The sequence below is a fragment of the Stenotrophomonas sp. YJH_SMC_122 genome (assembly GCF_059369535.1).
Genome location: NZ_JCAFST010000001.1, coordinates 90,952 through 114,728, shown reverse-complemented (window position 1 = coordinate 114,728; position 23,777 = coordinate 90,952). Strand labels below are relative to the sequence as shown.

Here is a 23,777-nt window from a genome sequence, read left to right as displayed (position 1 = left end):
ACGTCCCGGCATCGCGCCCGCAACACCCGCCATGACCGATTCCCTGTACGACATCGCCCGCCTCGGTGGCACCACCATGGGCACCACCTGGAGCGTGTCGCTGGTTGCGCCGCGCCAGCGCGACCTGCATCTGCTGCATGCCGGCATCCAGGCGCGCCTGGACGAGGTGGTCGCGCAGATGAGTACCTGGGAGCGCGGTTCGGATCTGAGCCGCTACAACCGCGCCGACACTGGCCAATGGTGTGTACTGCCCGCCGAAACGCGCCACGTTCTGGCCTGCGCACAGGCCATCGCTGCCGCCAGTGACGGCGCCTTCGATCCCACCCTCGGTCCGCTGGTTGCGCTGTGGGGCTTCGGTGCACACGCCGGCGAGCGCCGCCAGCCCGGTGCCACCACCGTACAGGCCACGCGCGAGCGCTGCGGTTGGCAGCGCTTGCAGTGGCAGGGCGATGCGCTGCTGCAACCGGGTGGGCTGGAACTGGATCTCTCTGCGATCGCCAAGGGCTTCGGCGTCGATCACGTCGCCGCGTGGCTGCGCGGACAAGGCATCGCTGCCGCGCTGATCGAGGTCGGTGGCGAACTGGCCGGCTATGGCCGGAAACCGGATGGCCAGCCGTGGCGCGTGCTGGTGGAATCGGCGCCGGAAGAGGATGCGCAGACCGATACTCCGCCACGGGTGCTGGTACTGGAGGGCAAGGCGGTGGCCACCTCCGGCGATCGCTGGCACCAGTACTGGGTCGATGGCGAGGCCTACAGCCACAGTCTCGATCCGCGTACCGGCAGGCCGGTGCGCCAGGTCGCTGCCGCAGTCACGGTGGTGGCCGGCGATGCGATGCACGCCGATGCCTGGGCCACCGCGCTGACCGTCCTCGGTCGCGAACAGGGCATGGCACTGGCCGAGCGCGAAGGCCTGGCTGCACGCTACCTGCACCGTGCAGCAGATGGCGCGCGGGAGTTCCTCAGCAGCGCCTTCCAGCGCCTGCTCGACGAGCAGGATGCATGAGCACCCGGCCGTCACGCGCATGGCTCGGCAACGGCCTGGTCCTGCTTCTGCTGGCGCTGATCGGTTGGGCGTTGCTGCGCCTGCATCTCGGCGAAGCGTGGTGGCACGGCGCGCCGCCGGCACGGCAATCGCAGATCGCCATCATCGCCACCGCGCTGTACGCGCTGGCCTGCGCAGCCCTGTGGTGGCGCACTCGTCCGCGCGATGATGCGGCGTCCGCCGATACCGCACCGCTCCTGCTGGTCTGGTCCAGCCAGACCGGCTTTGCCCGCGAACTGGCCGAACGCAGTGCCGAGGCCCTGCGTGGTGCCGGCGTGCCGGTGCGTGTGCGCGGACTGCACGAGGTAGATGCAGCGTTGCTGGCCGACAGCCAGCGCGCGCTGTTCATTGCCAGCACCACCGGCGAAGGCGATCCGCCCGACCACGCCCTACCGTTCCTGCGCGGGGTGATGGCCACGCCGCCTCCGTTGCAGCACCTGCACTACGGCGTGCTCGCACTGGGCGACCGCAGCTACGGCCACTTCTGCGGATTCGGCCACCAGCTTGACCAATGGCTGCGCCAGCACGGCGCGCATCCGCTGTTCGATGCGATCGAGGTCGACAACGCCGATCCGGCAGCGCTTCGTCATTGGCAACAGCTGCTGGGACAACTCGGCGGCGGCGCCAGTGAACTGCCCGACTGGAGCCCGGCCGCGTACCAGCCGTGGACGCTGCTGCAGCGCGAACATCTGAACCCGGGCAGCCCCGGCGGTCCGGTGTACTGGTTGCGCCTGCAGCCACCGGCCGACGCAGAGGCGCAGTGGCAGGCCGGCGACATCGCCGAGATCGGCCCGCAGCATGCGTCGCACACCGTGCGTGCCTGGCTGGACGCACAGCGCTTCGATGCGGACAGGGTGCTGGACGACGGGCAGACGTTGCTGGCACGCGTCGCGCGCTCGCACCTGCCTTCATTGGTTCCCCCGGGTGATCTGCCCGCGCTGCTGGCGACCCTGCAGCCGCTGCCGCATCGCGAGTACTCCATCGCCTCAGTGATGGCCGACGGCGCGGTGGAGCTGCTGCTGCGTCGCCAGCTTCGCGCCGATGGAACACCCGGCATCGGCAGCGGCTGGCTGTGCGACCACGCCGCACTTGGCGAACCGGTGCAGCTGCGCCTGCGCCGCAACGACAATTTCCACGGCGTCGCCGCCGAGGTACCGCTGCTGCTGATCGGCAACGGCACCGGCATCGCCGGCCTGCGCGCACACCTGCACGAACGTGCCCAGCAGGGCGCGCGCCGCACCTGGCTGCTGTTCGGTGAGCGCACCGCCGCACACGACTTCCATTTCGGCGACGAGCTGCAGGCAATGCTGGCCAGCGGAACGTTGGCGCGGCTGGATGCAGTGTTCAGCCGCGATGGCGGTGCGCATCGCTACGTGCAGGACCGGCTGCTGGCCGAAGCAACAACGCTGCGGCAGTGGGTGGATGACGGCGCGACGATCCTGGTCTGCGGCAGCCTGCAGGGCATGGCCCCGGCGGTGGATGCGGTGATCGAGCAGGTGCTGGGGACTGCGGACAAGGAAGCGCTACTGCTGGCCGGTCGTTACCGGCGCGATGTGTATTGAGGTCGCCGCATCCACGCGTTGCGTGGATGGCGCCCACCGGCGCCGAGGCATCATCCCGCCGCCGCACTGACCCGTATCACCAACAACTCGCCCCCGCCCTGCAAAGCGTGCCGCTGCCGTTCACCCGCTGACAACCACGCGGTATCGCCGGCCTGCAGCGGCGGCAGGCCACTGTCGGCACCGAACGCCGCCTGACCGGCCAACAGATGCAACGCCCAGGCCACGCCCGGCTCGCAGAAGAAGAACATCGAGCCCACCAGCGGCCGATGCAGCAGTTCGGCCTGCAGCAGATCGCGCTTCCACATCAGGTTGAAATCGTGGGTGGTGCCATCCACCAGTTCGCCGTGCAGCCTTTCCTCACCCGCAAAGCGCACCCGCCCATGCGGTGGCAACACTTCCGCCACGCGGCCATCCTCGAAACGCAGGCGCACGCCATTGCCCTGCAGCAGCACCAGCTCGCGTTCCACGCCGGGGAACGCGGAAAACGCGGCGTCCTGTTCGATCTCGGCCACCGACAGGCGCAATGCCCAGTCATCGCCTTGTGCCGGCAGGCGCAGGATCTCACGCGTCCAGCCCAGGCCGTTGCGCCAGCGTTCGCGGCGGTAGTCCAGGCAGGAGATGACCTGGCTCGGAGTGTGCAGCAGGGAGTCGACGTTCATCGGCGCATTGCATCACGCCGCGCGCCATCGTGCATCACCGCGTGGCCAGCGTACCCTGGCCGCCGCACCCGCCGGCCAGCAGCTGCGAGTGTTTCAACCAGTCCTGGTCGGGGTAATAGGCGAACACCATCGTGCCGCCACGCAACGCATCGATCAGTGGCTTGGCCACCGACAGGCGCACCGCCGGACAGCCCAGGCTGCGGCCCAGCCGCCCCTGCAGCTGCGCGGTGGCCGGGTTCACATACGGCGCGCCGTGGATGACGATCGCGCGTTCGCGCGCGCGGTCATTGAAGCCCGGTTCCAGCCCGGCCAGGCGCAGCGAATACCCGTTGCCGCCCATGTAGGTCTCCTGTGCGGTGAACGCGCCGAGGCTGGACATGAAACTGCCATCGCGGTTGGAGAAGTGCTCGGTGCGGTTCTCGCCGCTGTTGCGGCCATGCGCCACCCATTCCTCGAACAGCAGGCGCTGGTGGGCCAGGTCGAACACCCACAGGCGCGGCTCGGTGGACGGCCGCGAGTAGTCGATCACGCTGAGGCGATCACCGTTGACGCCCAGCTCCGGACGCTGCAACGCACAGCGCATGGCGTGCGCCGCCAGCTGCAACACGTGGCGGTCGGCCTTGGGCGCACTGCGCGACAGCAGGGCAGCCAGATCATCGGCGCTGGTGGCAAGGGCGGGCGTCTGTGCCAGCGCCGGGGCGCTGGCCGAGGTCGCCAGCAGGCCGAACGCGGCCAGCCGGCACAGGCGGGATGCAGTCATGGGCACAACGAGGGGACTCAGTTGCCCTTGAGGGTGGACCCTGGCGGCTCGGATTCCAAGACCGGCTGCATTCCGGATTCAGCCGGGCTTGGGCGGACCGCCGGCAGCGAGGTCACCAGCAGGGTCGTGCCCGGCACCAGCACCTGGTACAGCTGGCGGGCGAAATCGGCCGGCAGCGCCATCGGCAGCGAGGGCGTGGCCAGCAGGTCCGGCGTGGCCTGGGCGCGGTCCTGGCCCAGCAACGGGTAGGCCGTCCACCGGTGCAGGCGCTGGTTCGCGTCCAGCGGGCTGGGCGTATCGCTGAAACCCTGCCCCATCACGAACAGGGTAGTGCCCTGGAAGGCCGGCAGCGCGTCCGCCTTCAGCGGCGACTCGCCGATCATCACGCCATCGCGCAGCACGTACAGGCGCTGGTCGTGCAGGCTGACCAGGATGCCGACCTGCCCGGCCGGCGCCGCGCTGTCGTTCCACCAGGCCTGTGCCGGCGCCCCACCCTCCGTCTCCGGCAGGGCCTGGCCGCGTGCGTTGACCGGTGCCAGCACCGACGGATAGGCCAGGGTCATCGGCGAGCTCTTGGCATCGGCCACCACGACGGTATCGCCGCGCTGGGTTTCGCTGAACAGCTTCTGCGCGAAGGCCTGCGGCAGGCGTACGCAGCCGTGCGAGGCCGGGTGCCCGGGCAGGCTGCCGCCATGCAGGGCGATGCCGTCCCAGGTCAGGCGCTGCATGTACGGCATCGGCGCGCTGTTGTAGAGGTTGGACTTGTGGTCCTTGTCCTTCTGCAGGATGGTGAACACGCCGGTCGGTGTCTCGTGCCCGGCCTTGCCCGAGCTGATCGTGGTCAGGCCGATGGCAATGCCGTTGCGGTAGACGTAGGCCCGCTGCTCATCGAGGCTGACCACCAGCACGATCGGGCCGGTCGGCGAGATTTCCGGATGCCACAGGTATTCACCCGGTTTCAGGTCGGTCGGCCCGCGCACTTCGGCGGTGCCGGCAGTGGCAGCTGCGGGCTTGGCAGCCGGTGTCGGCGCAGCGGCATGGGCCAGCAGCGGCAGGGCCAGTGCAAGGGCGAGCATCAGGGTCGTGGGGCGGTGCGGAAGCATCCAGCGGGGGTCCTTTCCATGCGGAGCGGCCACCGTACACCATCGGCCCGTAGTGGCCGCGGCAAAACCTGGCGCCGGAAATGAAACTGCCCGGCGACACAGCCATGTGTCGTACCGGGCAATCGTTACGTCCTTGTCGGCCTGCTGCCGCCCCCTCGCATCCTGCGCTGTGGGGGAAGCGTTGCGTCCTGCACGCGGCCGCGTCTGTCCTGTTTGTATCTCAGCCCCTTCCACAGGTCTGTGATGCCACCATCCTGGTGATTGGTGCCGCATCCTGCGGCGGTCGGTGGTCACGGCCTTCCTGTCCGCGACCGGTGAACCAGCCTCCTGCCGGTTCCGACGATTCCTGCTGTCAGCGCCTGGGTACGGTCCGCACCGGTACCGATCCGGGTACCGGATCCGCCGGCAACAACCTGTTGCCTACGGTGATCCGCTGTCGATTCCGTTCGACGATTGCTTTCCCTATCCCCTTCACCTGCGCCAGGTCCTCGACGCGATGAAACGGGCCGTGTCTGCGCCGGTGCTCGACGATCGCCTCGGCCTTGGCGGCTCCGACCATCGTCAATCCCTGCTGCAGCGCCTGGGCATCGGCGCGGTTGATGTCGATCGGTTCGGCGGCATGCGCCCCAGCGATCCCCACTACCAGCACCAGTGCCCTCAACACGACACTCCAAGGCACGACGTCTATCTCCCTGTGATTCTGGCCGCCCCGACCGGCAATCCCGTCGGCAGGAACAGTGTCCGTCACCACATGTGCACAGCCTATCGGTTTCCCGGATTTCCGTAAGCCAGCCAAATACCCGACGTGATGTAGGAAAAACCCTACCCGCGGCACAGGCGTAGAATGGCGCGATCACAGCCCATGCAACCGGAGTATCAGATGGACAGCGCCAAGCTCGGCCAATTCGTCAATGACAAGTGGGACAGCGAAATCGTCCCGCAGTTGGTCGACTACATCCGCATTCCCAACAAGTCGCCGATGTTCGACGCCAATTGGGTGCAGAACGGCTACATGGAACAGGCGGTCACGCTGATGGAGAACTGGGCCAGGGCCCAGCAGCTGCCCGGCCTGAAGGTTGAAGTGGTGCGCCTGGAAGGCCGTACCCCGCTGATCTTCCTGGAAATTCCGGCTACCGGCGCCGAAACCGGCGACGACACCATCCTGCTCTACGGCCACCTGGACAAGCAGCCGGAAATGACCGGCTGGGACGACGACCTCGGCCCGTGGACCCCGGTCCTGCGCGGCGACAAGCTGTATGGCCGCGGCGGTGCGGACGACGGCTACGCCATCTTCGGCTCGCTGGCCGCGGTGCTGGCGCTGCAGGCCCAGGGCCTGCCGCACGCCCGCTGCGTGGTGCTGATCGAGGCCTGCGAAGAGTCCGGCAGCTACGACCTGCCGGCGTACGTCGACCACCTGGCCGAGCGCATCGGCAAGCCGTCGCTGGTGGTCTGCCTGGATTCGGGCTGCGCCAACTACGACCAGCTGTGGTGCACCACCTCGCTGCGCGGCCTGACCGGCGGCAACTTCACCGTGAAGGTGCTCAACGAAGGCGTGCATTCCGGCGATGCCTCCGGCGTTGTGCCGTCCAGCTTCCGCCTGCTGCGCCAGCTGCTGTCGCGCATCGAGGACCAGGACACCGGCCGTATCCTGATCGACGGCATGAACGTCGAAATCCCGGCCGAACGCCTGGAACAGGCCAAGCGCGCGGCCGAAGTGGTCGATACCGAGATCTTCGAGAAGTTCCCGATGGTCGACGGCCTGCGTCCGATGAACGAGGACCTGACCGAACTGGTGCTCAACCGCACCTGGCGCCCGGCCCTGTCGGTCACCGGCGTGGGCGGCATGCCGCCGCTGGAATCGGCCGGCAACGTGCTGCGCCCGCAGACCTCGGTGAAGCTGTCGCTGCGCCTGCCGCCGACTGCCGATGGCAAGACCTGCGGCGAACTGCTGAAGGAAGCGCTGCTGCGCGATCCGCCGAACGGCGCGCAGGTCACCCTGGACCTGGAAAAAGCCTCCACCGGCTGGAACGCCCCGGCGATGGCGCCGTGGCTGACCCAGGCCATCGACGACGCCAGCCAGGCCTTCTTCGGCAAGCCGGCGATGTACATGGGCGAAGGCGGCTCGATCCCGTTCATGGGCATGCTGGGCGAGAAGTTCCCGGGCGCGCAGTTCATGATCACCGGCGTGCTCGGCCCGCACTCCAATGCGCATGGCCCGAACGAGTTCCTGCACATCCCGATGGGCAAGAAGGTCACCGCCTGTGTGTCCAAGGTGATCAGCGAGCACTACGCCGCCAGCCTGCGCGGCGAGACCAGCGGCTCGCCGGTGGCTGCCGACAGCGGCACCCGCCACGGCGACCACGGCTGCTGCTGATCCGGCACTCGTGACGGACGCAGCCTGGCCTTGCTAGGCTGCGTCCACACTCAAGCGGAATCCGCGCGCATGAATGGTCTGTTCGGCAGCAGCAGCTGGCTGTACATCCTGCTGGTCGGCTTCTTCGTCGGCCTGCTCGGGCGTTTCTTCATGCCCGGCAACAACCGCATGGGCTGCCTGCTGACCATCGTGCTGGGCATCCTTGGTGCCCTGCTGGCCGGTTGGTTCGGCCAGTACATGGGCTGGTACGCCCCCGGCGAACCGGCCGGTTTTCTCGGCGCGGTGGTGGGCGCGGTGGCCGTGCTGGCCGTCCTGCGCCTGTTCAGCGGTCGCCGCTGACGCCGTTCCCCCTTCCCTTCCTGTTGCCGACGTTGGCGCGCCCGGCGCGCCCGGATATGCCCGCATGACCGAACCCGCCTCCGATCCCCAGCGCAGCACGCAGCGCCTGCAGTGGGCCCGTACCCAGCTCGATGATGCCGACGCGGTGGTCGAACGCGCCTCGGTCGATGCCGGCATGCGCAGCTACTGGCGCACCACCAGCACCCGTGGCAGCCACATCGTGATGGACGCCCCACCGGGGCTGGAAGATCCGCGGCCGTGGCTGCGCATGCGCGGCCTGCTGCACGACAACGGCCTGCGCGTGCCCGCACTGTTGGCGCAGGACCTGGAGGCCGGCTTCCTGCTGCTGGAAGATCTCGGCGGCCCGACCCTGGCCAGGATCCTCGATGAGCGCAACGCTGACGAATGGTTCGGCCGCTCGATCGAACAGCTGCTGCGCCTGCAGGCGATCCGGGTGCCGGCCGACTTCGGCCAGTTCGGCGAGGCGCTGCTGCAGCGCGATGCCGGCCTGTTCGACGAATGGTTCCTGCAGCGCCACCTGAACCTGGAGCTGGACTGCGGCGAGATCGAAGGCCTGCAGCGGGTGCATCGCCGCCTGATGGACAACGCGCTGGGCCAGGCCCAGCTGATGACCCATCGCGATTACATGCCGCGCAACCTGATGCCGGTCGACGACGGCCCCGCGGTGCTGGATTTCCAGGACCTGGTGCGCGGCCCGATCGCCTACGACGCGGTGAGCCTGTTCAAGGACGCGTTCCTGAGCTGGCCGCTGCAGCGCGTTGACGAGTGGCTGACGCAGTACCACGAACGCGCGCGCGCCGCCGGCCTGCCGGTGCCCGACCGCGCCACCTTCCTGCGCGATGCCGACTGGATGGGCATCCAGCGCCACGTCAAGATCCTCGGCCTGTTCTGCCGCCTGCGCTACCGCGACAACAAGGGCCATTACCTGGACGACGCACCGCGCTTCATCGGCTATCTGGATGAAGTGCTGCCTCGCTATCGCGAGCTGGCCCCCCTGCAGCAGCTGCTGGAAAACCGCATCAAGCCGGCGCTGGCCGAACTGGGCGCACCGATGCGCGTGGCCCGATGAAGGCGCTGGTCTTTGCCGCCGGGCTTGGCGAGCGCATGCGCCCGCTGACCCTGCACACACCCAAGCCGCTGCTGGAAGTGGCCGGCAAGCCACTGATTGTCTGGCACCTGGAACGCCTGGCGGCGCTCGGCGTGCGCGAGGTAGTGGTCAACACCGCGTGGCTGGCCGAGCAGTTCCCGGCGACCCTGGGTGATGGCAGCCAGTGGGGCCTGCGCCTGCATTTCCTTTACGAAGGGCAGACCCCGCTGGAAACCGGCGGCGGCATCCTCAACGCACTGCCGGTGCTGGGCGATGCCCCGTTCCTGGTGGTGAACGGCGATATCTGGACCGATTTCGATTTCGCCACACTGCCGCGCGAGCCGCAGGGCCAGGCACACCTGGTGCTGGTCGACAATCCGGTTCAGCATCCGAACGGTGACTATCGGCTGGACGCACAGGGCCTGCTGCACCACGACCGCGCGGGGCCGTGCCTGACCTATGCCGGCATCGGCGTGTACCGTCCTTCGATCGTGGCCGACTGGCGCGCGGTGATCGGCGATGCGCCGGGCAGCGAGCGGCTGCCGCCGAGGTTCTCGGTGGTGCCGCTGCAGAAGCATTTCATGGCGCAGGGGTTGATGACCGGGCAGCACCATCGTGGGCGTTGGACCGACGTCGGGACCGTGGATCGCCTGCGCGCGCTGGATGCTGAGTTGGCGGCGAACGGCTGAGCCCCTCGTGGCTGGTCGCTCAAATCAAAAGCCGTGCTTGGCCGGGCGGGGTGGATTCGCGGGGGACGCCGTGAACCCGTCCCTGGGGGCTTGGCCGCGGCATCCATGCCGCGGACACCCCCGCGAACCCACCCCGCCCGGCCTCTGACAGTTTCCGCGCGCGTCCAGCCACGGAAGAAAGAAAGAAAAGCAAAAGCGGGTCGCTTCGCTGCGCTTGCTCCGGTGACGACCAACGGTCGTCACCCACCACAAGGTCGACACCCACCAACAGCAGTGCAGTACACAGACCAGTCAGATCGCGGGAACCTGTCGAAGGGGGGGTGGATCCGGTTGCGGGGGCGTGAGCGCCATGGATGGCGCGATCGGGCTACATGGACGTACTTGCGCCGTCTCCCGCAACCTGAGCCACCGCGCCTCCCCTCAGGAAGCCAGCTTTTGACGTTGCTGTTGAAGTTGCCGGCCAGCGGCCGGCACTACCGCGGGTGCAGGGCGCAGCCCTGCAAACAAACCCCACTCTCAGTAACGAGGCCGGCCTTCTTCCAGCACCTGGCGCAGGAATGGCACGGTGATCCGCCGCTTCGCCGCCAGCGACTCCCGGTCCAGCCAGTCCAGCAGGGTGATCAATCCACCCAGCTCACGGCCGGTATGCGACAGCAGCCATTCGATGGCCGCTTCGTCGATGGCCAGGCCACGTCGCAGTGCACGCTCGCGCAGCACCGCAGCGCGACCTTCCTCATCCAGCGGCTGCAGCAGCACGCGCACGCACTGGCCCAGGCGCGAACGCAGGTCCGGCAGCACCAGGCCCAGCGCTTCCGGCGCCTTCTGCGCCGTGTACAGCACGGTCACGCCTGCGGCGCGCGCGCGGTTGTGGAAATCGAACAGCGCGATCTCGTCCTCGCGGTTGCCGGCAACCTCGTCCAGGCCGTCCAGCGCCACCAGTTCGCGCGCCTCCAGCCCATCCAGCGCCGCACGCACGCGGCCGGCCGCGCTGGCCAGCGGCACATAGGTCGGCAGGCGCCCGGCCTGCTCGGCGCTGGAGCACATCGCCAGCGCCTGGTGGGTCTTGCCGGTTCCCGCCGCACCTTCCAGGTAGACCCAGTCGTGGCTGGCGCCAACCGCGATCGCGCGCAGCTGCGCCAGCGCGCCATCCGGCGCGCCGATGAAGGTCTCCAGGCGCTGGTCCCGCGGGTAATGCAGGGCCAGCGGCAGTTGCGGCACACCCATCACTTCAGGTCGGGGCCCTTGTCGTTCGGAACGATGATATGGGGGGCGTCCACTACGCCATCAAGCACGATCGCCGGCTTCTCGCCCACGTACAGCTCGCTCTGGCGGTAGCGCTGATGCGCATAGCGCAGCAGAACATTGGTCACCGCCGCCACCGGCAGCGCCAGCAGCATGCCGAGGAAGCCGAACAGCTGGCCGCCGGCCATCACCGCAAAGATCACTGCCACCGGGTGCAGGCCGATCTTGTCGCCGACGATACGCGGGGTCAGTACGTAGCTTTCCAGCAGCTGGCCCACGGTGAACACCACGCCCACCAGGATCAGCAGCTTCAGGTCGAAGCCCTGCGCCTGCACCAGTGCCGCGATCACCGCCATCAGCACGCCGGTGGTCGCGCCCAGGTACGGGATGAAGCTGATCAGGCCGGCAATCAGGCCGATCAGCAGGCCCAGCTTGAGGCCGACCAGCGACAGGCCGCCGGCATAGATCACGCCCAATGCCAGCATCACCAGGAACTGTCCGCGGATGAACGCGCCCAGCACCTCGTTGGACTCACGCGCCAACGCGCTGATGGTGCCGATCTGGTTGCGCGGAATCACCGACGCCACCCGCTCGACCAGCTTGTCCCAGTCGCGCAGGAAGTAGAACGCCAGGATCGGCAGCAGCAGGATGTTGACCACCCAGGTCACCATCGCAAAGCCCGAACGCGAGACGTAGCCCATGAAGGTGGTGGCGACGCCGCCGGCCTGCTGCCAGTGGCTGCGCACCCATTCGATCAGGCGGTCCGGATCCAGCCACTGCATCACTTCCAGGCCGGTCTTCTGCTCGAACCAGGGAATCCCCTTCTCCATCAGCCACGCCTGTGCCTGCGGCGCGACCGCAATCAGGGTGGTGATCTGGCGCTCGATCATCGGCACCAGCACCAGCAGCAGCGCCACGATCACCAGCACCATCGCCGCGAACACCAGCACCACGCCGGTCATGCGCGAACGGCCGGTGGCCTCGATGCGGTCCACCAGCGGATCGCCCAGCCACGCCAGCGCCAGCGCCAGCACGAACGGGGTCAGGATCGGCGCCAGCAGCCACACCACCCAGCCGACCAGGCCGGCGAACAGGATGTACTTCAGGCGGCGCAGGAACTGCGCGATTTCGGCTTCCGGGGTCAGGGTCATCGCAAGCGGTACTCGTTGCTGACCGGCGCGGCCACCGGGGCACCGGTAGTGTCATCGATCGGGGCCGGCAGGGCCGGCAGCGTCGCGCTGGGCACCAGCACGCCGTTGTCGCCCAGCATGCGGTTGAAGCCGGCCAGGCCGGTGGTCATCTCCAGGCTCAGCTCCAGCTGGCCGGCCGAAGCGTGCAGCGGGGTGACGTTGCGCACCACCGGCACCTCGCGCAGGCCGGCGGCAAGGCGCAGGTAGTCGTCGGCACTGTTGATGCCGGTGACCACCACGCGGTAGGTCCCGGCCTGGCCGACGGCGGCACCCGCCTTGGCATAGCGCTTGACCAGCGCGTCGGCGGCGCCATCGGCACCGGCGGCCATCGCGCGCATGGCGTTGGCGTCCTTGCTGGTCCACTTGTTCAGCTCACGGCCGTTGTCGACGAACACCCAGTCCGCCTGCCAGCCGCCGTTGGCGCGGTAGAGCTTGCCGATCAGCTGCATCGGCGGCGAGTAGCGCGAAGACGCACGGGCCACGGCGGCGCTGTCCTGGCGCCAGATGGCACCGGCCAATGCCTGTTCGGCGGCACCGCCGCTGGGCAGTCCGAGCTTGTAACCCCGCTCGATGGCGCGGTTCAGCAGCGGGCGGGCGGCGTTGGCCTGCTGCACGCTGACCAGGCGCGGGCCACTGCCGTCGTCGACGGCCAACCACACAACCGGCTTCGGCCGCGGCTGCGGCCACAGCGGCAGGCCCAGCGCCGAGACCAGCGAGTCGACATCATCCTCGCGGAAGCGGGCCACCAGCAGGGTCCTGAAGCTCGGCGCGCCACTGGCGCCCACGCTCTGGTCCTGCTTGTAGTCGTAGCTGGCCACGTAGTCCTTGGCGTTGCGCAGCGCCTGCACCACGCCGGGGCGGGACATCACGTTGCGGTCGCCGGACAGTTTGCCCAGCACCACGCTCAGGGCACGGGCCAGGGCGCCGTTGCGATCGGCTTCGGCCTGGCTGTTGACGGGCACTTCGGCCTCGTACGCACCCGAGGCAGTGGCAACATCTCCCTCGGTGCGCAGGCCGCTCTGGGCCATCGTGGCCACCGGCAGGCTCAGTGCAAGGAGCAGGGTCAGAATCAGGCTGCGGCGCATCAGGACATCCATTGGCTCGACGAATCCGGGGGAATTGTTGCCCGAATACGGCCTTTGCGCCAATGCGGCCTGTTAAAATCGCCCGTTCAACCCCTGCCAGCGCCGACGCCCGTGACCAACACCCCGTCTTCCGCCCCCTCCCCCCTTACCTACCGTGACGCGGGTGTCGACATCGACGCCGGCAACGCGCTGGTCGAGCGGATCAAGCCCCTGGTCAAGCGCAGCTTCCGCCCGGAAGTGATGGGCGGCCTGGGCGGCTTCGGCGCCCTGTTCGACCTGTCCAACAAGTACCGCGAGCCGGTGCTGGTGTCGGGTACCGACGGCGTGGGCACCAAGCTGAAGCTGGCCCACCAGCTGAACCGCCACGATACGATCGGCATCGACCTGGTCGCGATGTGCGTGAACGACGTGCTGGTGCAGGGCGCCGAGCCGCTGTTCTTCCTGGACTACTTCGCCACCGGCAAGCTGGACATCGACACCGCCGCGGCGGTGGTGGGCGGCATCGCCAACGGCTGCACCGAGGCCGGCTGCGCGCTGATCGGCGGTGAAACCGCTGAAATGCCCGACATGTATGCCCCGGGCGAGTACGACCTGGCCGGCTTCACGGTCGCTGCGGTCGAGAAGAGCGAGCTGAAGGACGGCGCCAGCGTGGCCGCCGGCGACGTGCTGATCGGCATCGCCTCGTCCGGCCCGCACTCCAACGGCTACTCGCTGGTACGCCGCATCTACGACCGCGCCGGCCGCCCGGCCGACCTGGAGCTGGAAGGCGGGGTGAAGCTGGTCGATGCGCTGATGGCACCGACCCGCCTGTACGTGAAGCCGATCCTGTCGCTGCTGAAGTCGCACGGCGACGCCGTCCACGGCATGGCCCACATCACCGGTGGCGGCCTGACCGAGAACATCATCCGCGTGGTGCCCGACGGCCTCGGCCTGGACATCCAGGCCTCGTCCTGGACCCTGCCGCCGGTGTTCCAGTGGCTGCAGAAGGAAGGCGCGGTGGCCGACAGCGAGATGTGGCGCACCTTCAACTGCGGCATCGGCTTCGTGCTGATCGTGGCAGCGGACCAGGTCGCTGCCGTGTCCGAGGCGGTCCAGGCCCAGGGCCTGGACCACTGGACCATCGGCCAGGTGGTCACCGCCGAAGGCGACGAGCGCGTCCGCATCGGCTGAACCCGACCCCGAGGAGCCCGTATGGACGCAACGCCCCCGTTGGCACCGGCCCCGGTACCGCCGCCGTTGGCGGCCGTGCCGGTCTTCAGCAAGCAGGACGCTGACCACCTGCGCGCACTGTCCATCGCGCACTACGTGTTCGGCGGCCTGATCGCGCTGCTCTCGCTGTTTTTCATTCTGTACATCGTGCTCGGCATCAGTGCGCTGAGCGGCCATCTGCCGATGAACTCCGGGGGCCAGCCCTCGTCGCCGGCCGAACAGCGCCTGTTCGGCTGGGTGTTCACGGTCCTGGGGACCGTGTTCGTCGCCGGTGGCCTGGGCATGGCCGCATTCGTCATCCAGGCCGGACGCTGCCTGGCCCAGCGTCGTCGCCACCTGCTGTGCCTGATCGTGGCCGGCCTGCTCTGCCTGTGCGCGCCGCTGGGCACCGTTCTGGGGGTATTCACCCTGGTTACGCTGCTGCGCCCGCAGGTCAAGGCCGCCTTCGATGCAAGTGGTGCAACGACATGACGACACCCGGCGCACCACCGCCGCTACCGCAGCAGACCTTGGCGCAGCTGCAGCTGGCCAGCCACCTGCAGACGCTGAAGGTGCTGTTCTACGCGCTGGCGGTTTTCCACTGGATGGCCGCGCTGGCGTTCCTCGGTTTCATCGGCCTGGTCGCCAGCTCGCGCGGGCTGGGCGATGGCGCAGTACTGGCCACGGTCTACGGGGTCGTTTCGCTGTTGGCGGCCGCGCTTGGCGTCGTACAGCTGCACACCGCACGCCTGCTGTCGCGCCGCACCGGGCTGGCCTGGTGCCAGCGCGCGGCCTGGCTGGCGGTACTGGCTGGCCCGCTGGGCATGGCCCTGACCGCCTATGCCTGGGTGTTCCTGTCCAAGCCTGACATGGCCGCACTGTTCGACCGCGGCGACCATCTCAGCGTCTGAGCTTGCCGGCAGACGCCCCCTTCCCTGATCGACTCCCCATGTCCGCGCCTGCCCACTGCACGACCACCTCGCCTACCGCTTCCCGTTTCACGGGCCCCAAGAAGCTGGCCTTCGCCGCCGTGCTGGCGGTGTTTGCGATCAGCTGGATCCACCCGCTGTGGCCCACCGAGCAGGCCCTGCACAGCACCCTGACCGTGATCGGGCTGGCCGCACTGCTATGGGTCGACCGCCGGGGTGGCTGGCTGGGCAATGGCGCCTTCATCGCGATCTGTGGATTCATCGCACTGCATTGCGTGGGCGCGCGCTGGCTGTACTCCAACGTGCCCTACGACGCCTGGGCACAGGCGCTGACCGGCTGGTCGCCGAATGCGGCGTTTGGCTGGCAGCGTAATCATTTCGACCGGCTTATCCACTTCCTGTTCGGCGTCTGCTTCACGCCTGCGCTGCTGCAGCTGGCACGCCATGCCTGGCCGGCGCTGCGCCGCGGCCAGGCTTTCACCCTGGCGGTGATGGCAGTGATGTGCGCCAGCCTGGTCTACGAGTGGTTCGAGTGGGCCATCGCGCTGGCCCTTTCGCCGGACGCCGCCGAGGCCTACAACGGGCAGCAGGGCGACATGTGGGACGCGCATGCCGACATGCTGCTGGCGACCGTGGGCAGTCTGCTGAGCTGGCCGTTGATCCGCCGGCGTGCCCCGCAATGACCGCGCCCAGCCGCATCGCCGTGCTCGCCTCTGGGCGCGGCAGCAACCTGCAGGCCATCCTCGATGCCATCGCGGCCGGGCGCCTGCGCGCCGAGGTCGTCGGCGTGTTCTCCGACCGCCCAGCCGCCGCCGCGCTGCAACGGGTCGGCGCCAGCCTGCGCTGGGCACATGCGCCGAAGGAATTCGAGGACCGTGCCGCCTACGAGCAGGCCCTGGGCGATGCACTGGCTGCGGTCGCGCCGGATTTGATCGTCTGCGCCGGCTACATGCGCATTCTCGGCGCCGCCTTCGTGCAGCGCTTCAATGGCCGCCTGGTCAACATCCACCCCTCCCTGCTGCCACTGCACAAGGGGTTGGATACGCATGCGCGGGCTTTGGACGCCGGCGATGTCGAGCACGGGGCCAGCGTGCATCTGGTCGTGCCCGAACTGGATGCAGGCGCCGTGCTGGCCCAGGCGCGGGTGCCGGTCATGCCCGGCGATGACGCCGACAGCCTGGCCGCGCGTGTGCTGGAGGTGGAGCATCCCCTGCTGATCGCCACCCTCCAGCTGCTGTGCGGCGGCCGCCTGACTGAACGGGAGGGGCAGCCGCACCTGGACGGTCACCCCCTGTTTAGCCCACTGGCCCTAGATTCCGCCGGGAACCTGAACCGGTAACGCCCACGCACACGCCCCGCTGACTGCGGGGCTGGCATCCTGCCCCCCTCCTGCAGCTCCTGCCCTCCATGAAGACCACGACCCTGCTGTCCACTTCATTGCTGCTGTCGCTTGTCGTGCTTCCCGGTGTGGGTTGGGGCCAGGTGCAAGCGCCTGCGGCCCCTGCGCAGCCGGCGCCCATAGTACAGCCGCCTGCGGAACCGGCCGTGCCGATGCCCCCGGCGCTGGCCTGGGAGCCGCCGCCGCTGCAGCCGTTCACCGCGACTTACCAGGCCTTCTACAAAGGCAAGGAGGCCGGCGACGCCAGCATGCAGGTCACCCACAGCGGCGGCAACCAGTGGCGGGTGGACATGCAGGTGGTCGGCCGCCGCGGCTTTGCCAGCGTGCTGGGCCTGAACATCGAACAGAGCACGGTGTTCGAAGAGCGCAGCGGGGTCTACGCGCCGCTCAGCCAGAGCACGGTGCGCAAGGGCCTGTTCCTGGGCAAGAAAGCGGTCGGCACGTACAACTGGCAGGCCGGCACCGCGCAGTGGAGCGGCGACGTCAAGAAGGAACGTGCGCAACCGATCCCGCTGCAGCCGGGCGACCAGAGCGCGCTGCTGATCAATCTGGCGATCATGCGTGATGCCCGCCCGGGCGCCACCATGCACTATCGCTACGTGGACATGGGCAAGGTCCGCCAGCACGACTACCAGGCCGCGCCGCAGACCGAGAATGTCGAGGTCGGAGACCTGTCCTACAACGCGCTGCGGGTGTACCGGACCAACGGCGGCAACAATGAAACCATCCTCTGGATCGCCAACGGTGTCCCCACCCCGGTGCGCATCCTGCAACGCGAAGACGGCGAAGACCGCGTCGATCTGCGCCTGATCGAATACCAAGGAGTCTGAGCATGAGCACCCTGACCCGCCCCCTCACCTGGATCGCTGCAGCCGCACTGTCGGTGGCCAGCCTGCCGGCCATGGCCCTGCAGCCATTCAAGGCCGATTACCTGGCCAGCTACATGGGCATGCAGGCCAATGGCAGCATGACGCTGAGCAGCGAGGGAGCCAACAAGTGGCGCTACACGCTGCAGGTGAAGAACCAGCTGGCCGACCTGAGCCAGAGCACCGTGTTCGAAGAGGTGCGCGGCCAGCTGCGCCCGCTCAGCAGCCAGGACCGTTCGGCACTGCTGGTGAAGAAGCGCAATGTGCAGGCCAACTACAACTGGAGCAGCAACCAGGCCACCTGGACCGGCGACATCAAGCCGGACCGTGCGGGCCCCATCGCGTTGAAGACGGGCGACATGGACGCGCTGCTGATCAACCTGGCAATCGCCCGCGACCTGGCCGCCGGCAAGCCGCTGACCTATCGCATGGTCGACGAAGGCCGCATCAAGAACATGACCTACCGTGTGGTCGGCAAGGAATCGATCACCGTGGGCGGCAAGAGCTACGAGGCCACCAAGGTCTCGCGTGCCGACGGCAACAAGGAGCTGATCGCGTGGATCGTGCCGGAATTCCCGGTGCCGGCGCGCATGCTGCAGCGTGAGAGCGGCCGCGATGCGCTGGACCTGACCATCAAGGCGATGAACTGACGGGCAAACCGGTAGTGCCGGCCGCTGGCCGGCATCTGTGCGGTGCTCCACGAGGTTGACGGGGTTGCCGGCCAGCGGCCGGCACTACCAAAAGAAAACGCCCGCTTCCGCGGGCGTTGTTCTTACTTCTTTTCCTCGGCCGCGGCCGGCTTGAACTCGGTGCGGCAGTCCACGCGGATCTGCTCGCCGGTGCTGCGCCAGACGAAGGTGCGGCAATGGCGGTTGCCGTCCTGGCTGTCGTTCACCGCGACCGCGTAGAACGATTCGATGATCTCGTCACGCGAGACCGTGCCGTCGCCGTTCCAGTCCATGTCCTTCTGCTCGATGCCCTGGGTGATGGCGATGTTGGCGTACCAGGCATAGCCCAGCCACGCCAGCACGATCAGCACCAGGGCCAGCAGCGCCTTGCGGCGCGGGCTGAACTTGCCGCGCAGGATCATGGCACGCGCCGGATGGTGGCGCCGAGCGAAGACAGCTTCTCTTCGATGTTCTCGTAGCCACGATCAAGGTGATAGATGCGGTCGATGGTGGTCTCGCCGCTGGCCATCAGGCCGGCCAGGATCAGCGAGGCCGAGGCACGCAGGTCGGTGGCCATTACCGGCGCACCGCTCAAGGTCTCGCTGCCACGCACGATGGCGGTGTGGCCTTCGACCTGGATGTCCGCGCCCAGGCGCAGCAGTTCGTTGACGTGCATGAAACGGTTCTCGAAGATCGTTTCGTTGATCACGCCGACGCCGTCGGCCACGCAGTTGAGCGCCATGAACTGCGCCTGCATGTCGGTCGGAAATGCGGGGTACGGCGCGGTGGTCAGGTTGACCGCCTTCGGTCGCTTGCCCTGCATGTCCAGGGTGATGGTGTCTTCGGTGGTCTCGATCTTCGCGCCGGCCTCGACCAGCTTGGACAGCACCGCGTCCATGGTGTTCGGGCGCGCACGGTTGACCGTGACCTTGCCGCCGGTCATCGCCGCAGCGACCAGGAAGGTACCGGTCTCGATGCGGTCGGGCAGCACTTCGTGGCGGCCGCCGGACAGACGCTCGACGCCTTCGATGACCAGGCGGGCAGTGCCCAGGCCTTCGATCTTCGCGCCCAGCGCGATCAGGCAATGCGCCAGATCGGTCACTTCCGGTTCCATCGCGCAGTTGTCGAGGACGGTGGTGCCTTCGGCCAGCACCGCGCCCATCAGCACGTTCTCGGTGCCGGTGACACTGACCATGTCGAAGGTGAAATGGCCGCCCTTAAGCCGCTTGGCGCTGGCCTTGATGAAGCCGTTCTCGACCACGATCTCGGCACCCAGCGCCTGCAGGCCCTTGATGTGCTGGTCGACCGGACGCGAACCGATCGCGCAGCCGCCGGGCAGCGACACTTCCGCCGCGCCGAAGCGGGCCAGCAGCGGGCCCAGCACCAGGATCGAGGCGCGCATGGTCTTGACCAGCTCGTACGGCGCAACGTGCTGGTTGACCGAACGCGGGTCGACCACGATCGCACTGCCACGCGACAGCGTGCCCTGGTCGATGGTGACCTTGGCACCCAGCTCGCCCAGCAGCTTCACCGTGGTGACCACGTCGTGCAGGTGCGGCACATTGGTGATCTCCACCGGCTCATCGGCCAGCAGGGTCGCGCAGAGGATGGGGAGGACGGCGTTCTTGGCGCCGGAGATGCTCACTTCACCGTGCAGCGCAGCGCCGCCGGTCACAACGATCTTGGCCATGTATTCGGGATCTTCTGCGGTTCAGCCGGCTTCGGCCGGGGTCACGGTTTTCAGCGCCAGCGCGTGGATCGCGCCGCCCATCAGGTCGCCCAGCGTGGCATAGACCATGCGGTGGCGGGCCAGCGGCATCTTGCCGGCGAAGGCCTCGCAGACCACGGTCGCTTCGAAATGCACGCCATCATCGCCCTGCACATCGGCGCGGGCGCCAGGCAGGCCGGTTTCGATCAGATTGCGGATGGTGTCGGCGTCCAACGGGCTTTCCTAATAAAATGTGCCTCCATTCTACTTCCGCTGCGTGGCGTCCGCATGGCCGAATCCCTGTTGCCCCCCCGTTCCGTCGCCCCTGCCGGCCTGGTCGCCAGTGGCCGCCGCGTGTTCGAGATCGAGCGGCAGGCGCTGGATGCCGTGGCCGACCGCCTGGGCGAGGCCTTCCAGCAGGCCTGCGAGGCGATCCTGGCCAGCCGCGGCCGGGTGGTCGCCACCGGCATGGGCAAGTCCGGCCACATTGCCCGCAAGATCGCCGCCACCCTGGCCTCCACCGGCACACCGGCGTTCTACGTGCATCCCGGCGAAGCCGGCCACGGCGACCTGGGCATGATCACCGAGGCCGACGTGGTGCTGGCCCTGTCCTATTCGGGCGAGTCCGATGAGGTGCTGATGCTGTTGCCGGTGCTCAAGCGCCAGGGCAACCTGCTGATCTCCATGACCGGCCGCCCGCAGTCGAGCCTGGCCACCGCCGCCGACATCCACCTGGATGTGAGCGTGCCGGCCGAGGCCTGCCCGCTGGCGCTGGCGCCGACCTCCAGCACCACCGCCTCGCTGGCGATGGGCGATGCGCTGGCCGTAGCCTTGCTTGACGCACGCGGCTTCACCGCCGACGACTTTGCCCGCTCGCACCCGGCCGGCAGCCTCGGCCGTCGCTTGCTGCTGCACATCACCGATGTCATGCATACCGGCGAGGACCTGCCCAGCGTGAACGCCGATGCCAGCCTCAGCGAGGCGCTGGTGGAAATGAGCCGCAAGCGGCTCGGCATGACCGCCGTGGTCGACGCCGATGGCGTGCTGATCGGCCTGTTCACCGACGGCGACCTGCGCCGGGCGCTGGACAGCGCGCTGGACGTGCGCACCGCGAAGATCGCCGACGTGATGACCCGCAACCCGCGCACCATCGGTGCCGACCAGCTGGCCGTAGAGGCGGCGCGGCAGATGGAGACCCAGAAAATCAACGGCCTGATCGTGGTCGATGGCCAGGGCCGTGCGGTCGGCGCCCTGAACATTCATGACCTGTTGCGGGCCCGGGTGGTTTAACCGACAGTCCGTAGACCCCATTCAGTCTGTAATGCCCCACCCGCCCCCACCGAGCCTGATCGCCTGATGCCCTGGTCCCCGCTGCCCGCGTTCCCCGCCCACCTGCACGCCGCTGCGGCCCGCGTCCGCCTGGCCTGCTTCGACGTGGACGGTACCCTCACCGACGGTCGGCTGTACTACGACAAGGACGGCAACGAGAGCAAGGCGTACTTCGTGCAGGACGGTCTGGGCCTGAAACTGCTGCAGCAGCACGGCATCCACCCCGTGCTGATCACCGCGCGCAACAGCCAGTCCGCGCTCAAGCGCGGCGCCGACCTCGGCATCGACACCCAGATCGCCGTGGGCGACAAGCTGGCCAGCGTGCAGGCGCTGTGCGCACAGCATGGCATCGGCCTGGAGCAGGTGGCCTTCATGGGCGACGACCTGCCGGACCTGGCACCGCTGGGCGCGGTCGGCCTGGCGGTGGCGCCAGCCAACGCCCACCCGTGGATCGCCGAGCGCGTGCACTGGCAGACCCGCGCCGATGGCGGGCGTGGCGCCGCCCGTGAACTGTGCGACATCCTGCTGGCCGCCCAGGGCCATGTGGACGCGGTCCTGGCGAGGTTCGGCGCATGAACCTGCCCACCCTGAACTGGCGCACCGTGCTCGGCATCGGCCTGCTGCTGGCGGCCCTGCTCAGCAGCTGGGCGGCCCTGCGCAACCGCGACAAGGGCACGGCCACTGCCGGCCAGGACGCCGGCGTGGACTACATCCTGCACGACTTCCAGATCGTCGCGCTGGATGAGCAGGGCAAGGAATCGACCACCCTGCGCGCACCGCGGCTGGAACGCCAGCGCGGCGACCAGACCATCAACATCGCCACCCCGCTGTTCGAGATGCCGGACAAGGATGGCAAGCACTGGACCCTGCACGCCGAGACCGGCTGGCTCAGTGCCAAGGGCGACGAGATGAAGCTGCGCGGCAATGTCGCCGGCGACAGTCCGGCCGATCCGGGCGTGGTGCCGACCACTTTCCGCACCGACCACCTGGACGTGTTCCCGAAGGAGAACCGCGCCCGCACCGATGCGCGGGTCACCATGACCCGCCCCGGCATGGAACAGTCCGGCGTCGGCTTCGAGGTGGATTCGAAGAACAACACGTATCATTTCCTCAGCCAGTCCAAGGGCCGTTACACGCCCCGACGCTGATTCCGCCACCCTCCTGCGACGTCCCCGGACCGGCGCAAGGAAGGCGGCCCACCCACCCGCCGCCGGTTTCCCGGACGGCCCCACCGGTAGAACGGACCCCGATGAAGATCCCCTTTGCAGCCGTACTCGCGCTCGGTCTCCTGGTTCCCAGCGCCGCCTTTGCCAAGTCCACCGATCGCAACGAGAACATGAACATCGAGTCCGGCGCCCAGTCGGGCGTGCTTACCGGCGATGGCAAGACCGTGCTCTCGCAGGGTGTGACCGTCACCCAGGGCACGCTGGACATCCGCGCGTCCGAAGCGGAGATCTACCTGAAGGACGGCGAGGCCGTGCGTGCGGTGTTCTCCGGCAAGCAGGCCACGATGAAGCAGCAGCTTGACGACGGCACCTGGATGGACGCGGTGGCTGATCGCATCGACTACGACATCAAGACCGAGATCATCACCCTGACCGGCAACTACAAGGTCACCAGCGCGCGCGGCACCAATGCCGGCCAGCGCATGGTCTACAACACCCGCAGTGGCGAGATGAATTCCGGTGGCGATGGCAGCCGCGTGCGCACCGTCATTCCGCCGAAGAACAAGAACGCGGCGGCGCAGCCGGCCGCCGCACCCAAGGCAGCGGCTCCGGCCAGCACACCGGCCAAGCCGGCGGGGAGCAAGAAGTAATGCTCGTCGCCAAGGGCCTGCGCAAGCGCTACAAGCAGCGCGAAGTCGTCAAGGATTTCGGGCTGACCCTCGACGCCGGTGAAGTGGTCGGCCTGCTCGGCCCCAACGGTGCCGGCAAGACCACCTGCTTCTACATGATCGTCGGCCTGGTCGCCGCCGATGCAGGCAGCATCGTGCTCGACGGCAAGGACATCACCAGCGACCCGATGTACACCCGTGCCAAGCAGGGCGTGGGCTACCTGCCGCAGGAACCGTCGGTGTTCCGCAAGCTGACCGTGGCCGACAACCTCCGCCTGGTGCTTGAACTGCGCGAAGACCTGGATTCGGCCGGCCGCGAGCGCGAATTGAACAGCCTGCTCGACGAGCTGCAGCTGGGCCATGTCGCCGACCAGCTCGGTGCCAGCCTGTCCGGTGGCGAACGTCGTCGCTGCGAGATCGCCCGCGCACTGGCCGCGCAGCCGCGACTGATCCTGCTCGACGAACCGTTTGCCGGTGTCGACCCGATCTCGGTGGGCGAAATCCAGCGCATCGTCACCCATCTCAAGCAGCGTGGCATCGGCGTGCTGATCACCGACCACAACGTGCGCGAGACCTTGGGAATCTGCGACCGCGCGTATATCCTCGCCGAGGGCACCGTGCTGGCCCAGGGCTCGCCGGAGGCGATCCTGGACAACGCTGACGTACGTCGCGTCTACCTTGGGGATTCCTTCAAGCTGTGACC

General features: G+C 68.3%; 28 protein-coding genes. 18 read left to right on the top strand and 10 right to left on the bottom strand.

Annotated features, from left to right (window positions below; all coding sequences use genetic code 11):
- Window positions 1–31 precede the first annotated feature (31 nt).
- Window positions 32–1,003 carry an FAD:protein FMN transferase gene (locus tag AC5P66_RS00590; RefSeq protein WP_099495207.1) on the top strand — a complete coding sequence of 324 codons (972 nt, stop codon included), beginning with the start codon at window positions 32–34 and terminating at the stop codon, window positions 1,001–1,003.
- The gene (locus AC5P66_RS00585) at window positions 1,000–2,604 is read left to right on the top strand and encodes a sulfite reductase subunit alpha (RefSeq protein ID WP_099495206.1); all 1,605 of its coding nucleotides are present in this window, start codon (window positions 1,000–1,002) and stop codon (window positions 2,602–2,604) included. Before AC5P66_RS00590 ends, AC5P66_RS00585 begins: the two co-directional genes overlap by 4 nt.
- Before the next feature lie 50 nt (window positions 2,605–2,654).
- On the opposite strand, the gene AC5P66_RS00580 is transcribed toward AC5P66_RS00585, so the two are convergent.
- The 4 genes from AC5P66_RS00580 to AC5P66_RS00565 all read right to left on the bottom strand — a co-directional run bounded on the left by AC5P66_RS00580 (window position 2,655) and on the right by AC5P66_RS00565 (window position 5,805).
- Entirely contained in the window at window positions 2,655–3,263 is a 609-nt protein-coding gene (locus AC5P66_RS00580; protein WP_099495205.1) for a HutD/Ves family protein, read from the bottom strand.
- Between the two features lie 34 nt (window positions 3,264–3,297).
- Window positions 3,298–4,023, bottom strand: coding sequence for a murein L,D-transpeptidase catalytic domain family protein (locus AC5P66_RS00575; RefSeq protein WP_099495204.1), 726 nt, complete (start codon window positions 4,021–4,023; stop codon window positions 3,298–3,300).
- A 17-nt stretch (window positions 4,024–4,040) separates the two neighbouring features.
- Window positions 4,041–5,126, bottom strand: coding sequence for a L,D-transpeptidase (locus AC5P66_RS00570; protein WP_049413199.1), 1,086 nt, complete (start codon window positions 5,124–5,126; stop codon window positions 4,041–4,043).
- A gap of 352 nt (window positions 5,127–5,478) precedes the next feature.
- Complete coding sequence (locus AC5P66_RS00565; RefSeq protein ID WP_032953992.1) at window positions 5,479–5,805, bottom strand: ComEA family DNA-binding protein; 327 nt, start codon at window positions 5,803–5,805, stop codon at window positions 5,479–5,481.
- Window positions 5,806–6,006: 201 nt separating this feature from the next.
- Here AC5P66_RS00565 and AC5P66_RS00560 point away from each other — a divergent pair, with 201 nt between their 5' ends.
- The 4 genes from AC5P66_RS00560 to murU all read left to right on the top strand — a co-directional run bounded on the left by AC5P66_RS00560 (window position 6,007) and on the right by murU (window position 9,636).
- A complete protein-coding gene (locus AC5P66_RS00560; RefSeq protein ID WP_069139004.1) occupies window positions 6,007–7,500 on the top strand; it encodes a M20 family metallopeptidase in 1,494 nt (497 codons plus the stop codon).
- 69 nt (window positions 7,501–7,569) lie between these two features.
- Entirely contained in the window at window positions 7,570–7,839 is a 270-nt protein-coding gene (locus AC5P66_RS00555; protein WP_005415577.1) for a GlsB/YeaQ/YmgE family stress response membrane protein, read from the top strand.
- 64 nt (window positions 7,840–7,903) lie between these two features.
- The gene (locus AC5P66_RS00550) at window positions 7,904–8,929 is read left to right on the top strand and encodes an aminoglycoside phosphotransferase family protein (protein ID WP_099495203.1); all 1,026 of its coding nucleotides are present in this window, start codon (window positions 7,904–7,906) and stop codon (window positions 8,927–8,929) included.
- On the top strand, window positions 8,926–9,636 hold the full coding sequence (murU, locus tag AC5P66_RS00545; RefSeq protein ID WP_049413204.1) for an N-acetylmuramate alpha-1-phosphate uridylyltransferase MurU: 711 nt from the start codon (window positions 8,926–8,928) through the stop codon (window positions 9,634–9,636). Before AC5P66_RS00550 ends, murU begins: the two co-directional genes overlap by 4 nt.
- A gap of 516 nt (window positions 9,637–10,152) precedes the next feature.
- On the opposite strand, the gene hda is transcribed toward murU, so the two are convergent.
- Genes hda through AC5P66_RS00530 form a run of 3 tightly spaced genes read right to left on the bottom strand, consistent with a single transcriptional unit; the run spans window position 10,153 to window position 13,165 of the window.
- Window positions 10,153–10,860 carry a DnaA regulatory inactivator Hda gene (hda, locus tag AC5P66_RS00540; RefSeq protein WP_049415140.1) on the bottom strand — a complete coding sequence of 236 codons (708 nt, stop codon included), beginning with the start codon at window positions 10,858–10,860 and terminating at the stop codon, window positions 10,153–10,155.
- Window positions 10,860–12,029: an AI-2E family transporter gene (locus tag AC5P66_RS00535; RefSeq protein WP_049415142.1), complete on the bottom strand. Its 1,170-nt coding sequence runs from the start codon at window positions 12,027–12,029 to the stop codon at window positions 10,860–10,862. The genes hda and AC5P66_RS00535 overlap by 1 nt, the downstream gene beginning before the upstream one ends.
- The gene (locus tag AC5P66_RS00530) at window positions 12,026–13,165 is read right to left on the bottom strand and encodes a DUF2066 domain-containing protein (protein WP_049415144.1); all 1,140 of its coding nucleotides are present in this window, start codon (window positions 13,163–13,165) and stop codon (window positions 12,026–12,028) included. The genes AC5P66_RS00535 and AC5P66_RS00530 overlap by 4 nt, the downstream gene beginning before the upstream one ends.
- Window positions 13,166–13,264: 99 nt before the next feature.
- Between AC5P66_RS00530 and purM the strand changes: the two genes are divergently transcribed.
- From purM to AC5P66_RS00495, 7 genes are all read left to right on the top strand, one after another.
- Complete coding sequence (purM, locus tag AC5P66_RS00525) at window positions 13,265–14,323, top strand: phosphoribosylformylglycinamidine cyclo-ligase (RefSeq protein ID WP_049415145.1); 1,059 nt, start codon at window positions 13,265–13,267, stop codon at window positions 14,321–14,323.
- 21 nt (window positions 14,324–14,344) lie between these two features.
- The gene (locus AC5P66_RS00520; RefSeq protein WP_049415148.1) at window positions 14,345–14,833 is read left to right on the top strand and encodes a hypothetical protein; all 489 of its coding nucleotides are present in this window, start codon (window positions 14,345–14,347) and stop codon (window positions 14,831–14,833) included.
- Window positions 14,830–15,252 (top strand): hypothetical protein, encoded by a 423-nt coding sequence (locus AC5P66_RS00515; protein ID WP_049415149.1) that lies wholly within the window; start codon window positions 14,830–14,832, stop codon window positions 15,250–15,252. The genes AC5P66_RS00520 and AC5P66_RS00515 overlap by 4 nt, the downstream gene beginning before the upstream one ends.
- Before the next feature lie 38 nt (window positions 15,253–15,290).
- A complete protein-coding gene (locus tag AC5P66_RS00510; protein ID WP_049415152.1) occupies window positions 15,291–15,953 on the top strand; it encodes a DUF2238 domain-containing protein in 663 nt (220 codons plus the stop codon).
- Window positions 15,950–16,609 (top strand): phosphoribosylglycinamide formyltransferase, encoded by a 660-nt coding sequence (gene purN / locus AC5P66_RS00505; RefSeq protein WP_049415155.1) that lies wholly within the window; start codon window positions 15,950–15,952, stop codon window positions 16,607–16,609. Before AC5P66_RS00510 ends, purN begins: the two co-directional genes overlap by 4 nt.
- Window positions 16,610–16,677: 68 nt before the next feature.
- Complete coding sequence (locus AC5P66_RS00500) at window positions 16,678–17,499, top strand: DUF3108 domain-containing protein (RefSeq protein WP_049415157.1); 822 nt, start codon at window positions 16,678–16,680, stop codon at window positions 17,497–17,499.
- 2 nt (window positions 17,500–17,501) lie between these two features.
- Window positions 17,502–18,185, top strand: coding sequence for a DUF3108 domain-containing protein (locus tag AC5P66_RS00495; protein WP_099486876.1), 684 nt, complete (start codon window positions 17,502–17,504; stop codon window positions 18,183–18,185).
- 122 nt (window positions 18,186–18,307) lie between these two features.
- On the opposite strand, the gene AC5P66_RS00490 is transcribed toward AC5P66_RS00495, so the two are convergent.
- Genes AC5P66_RS00490 through AC5P66_RS00480 form a run of 3 tightly spaced genes read right to left on the bottom strand, consistent with a single transcriptional unit; the run spans window position 18,308 to window position 20,145 of the window.
- Window positions 18,308–18,625, bottom strand: coding sequence for a hypothetical protein (locus tag AC5P66_RS00490; protein ID WP_032957609.1), 318 nt, complete (start codon window positions 18,623–18,625; stop codon window positions 18,308–18,310).
- Entirely contained in the window at window positions 18,622–19,893 is a 1,272-nt protein-coding gene (gene murA, locus AC5P66_RS00485) for a UDP-N-acetylglucosamine 1-carboxyvinyltransferase (RefSeq protein WP_049415159.1), read from the bottom strand. The genes AC5P66_RS00490 and murA overlap by 4 nt, the downstream gene beginning before the upstream one ends.
- 21 nt (window positions 19,894–19,914) lie before the next feature.
- Complete coding sequence (locus AC5P66_RS00480) at window positions 19,915–20,145, bottom strand: BolA family protein (protein ID WP_005408396.1); 231 nt, start codon at window positions 20,143–20,145, stop codon at window positions 19,915–19,917.
- 54 nt (window positions 20,146–20,199) lie between these two features.
- Between AC5P66_RS00480 and AC5P66_RS00475 the strand changes: the two genes are divergently transcribed.
- The 5 genes from AC5P66_RS00475 to lptB all read left to right on the top strand — a co-directional run bounded on the left by AC5P66_RS00475 (window position 20,200) and on the right by lptB (window position 23,775).
- A complete protein-coding gene (locus AC5P66_RS00475; protein ID WP_099495101.1) occupies window positions 20,200–21,201 on the top strand; it encodes a KpsF/GutQ family sugar-phosphate isomerase in 1,002 nt (333 codons plus the stop codon).
- A 66-nt stretch (window positions 21,202–21,267) separates the two neighbouring features.
- Window positions 21,268–21,816, top strand: a complete 549-nt coding sequence (locus AC5P66_RS00470; RefSeq protein WP_049415164.1) for a KdsC family phosphatase — start codon at window positions 21,268–21,270, stop codon at window positions 21,814–21,816.
- On the top strand, window positions 21,813–22,388 hold the full coding sequence (gene lptC, locus AC5P66_RS00465; RefSeq protein ID WP_111096978.1) for an LPS export ABC transporter periplasmic protein LptC: 576 nt from the start codon (window positions 21,813–21,815) through the stop codon (window positions 22,386–22,388). Before AC5P66_RS00470 ends, lptC begins: the two co-directional genes overlap by 4 nt.
- Before the next feature lie 101 nt (window positions 22,389–22,489).
- Complete coding sequence (gene lptA, locus AC5P66_RS00460; protein WP_049415168.1) at window positions 22,490–23,056, top strand: lipopolysaccharide transport periplasmic protein LptA; 567 nt, start codon at window positions 22,490–22,492, stop codon at window positions 23,054–23,056.
- Window positions 23,056–23,775: an LPS export ABC transporter ATP-binding protein gene (gene lptB, locus AC5P66_RS00455; RefSeq protein WP_005415558.1), complete on the top strand. Its 720-nt coding sequence runs from the start codon at window positions 23,056–23,058 to the stop codon at window positions 23,773–23,775. Before lptA ends, lptB begins: the two co-directional genes overlap by 1 nt.
- The last annotated feature ends 2 nt before the right edge of the window (window positions 23,776–23,777 follow it).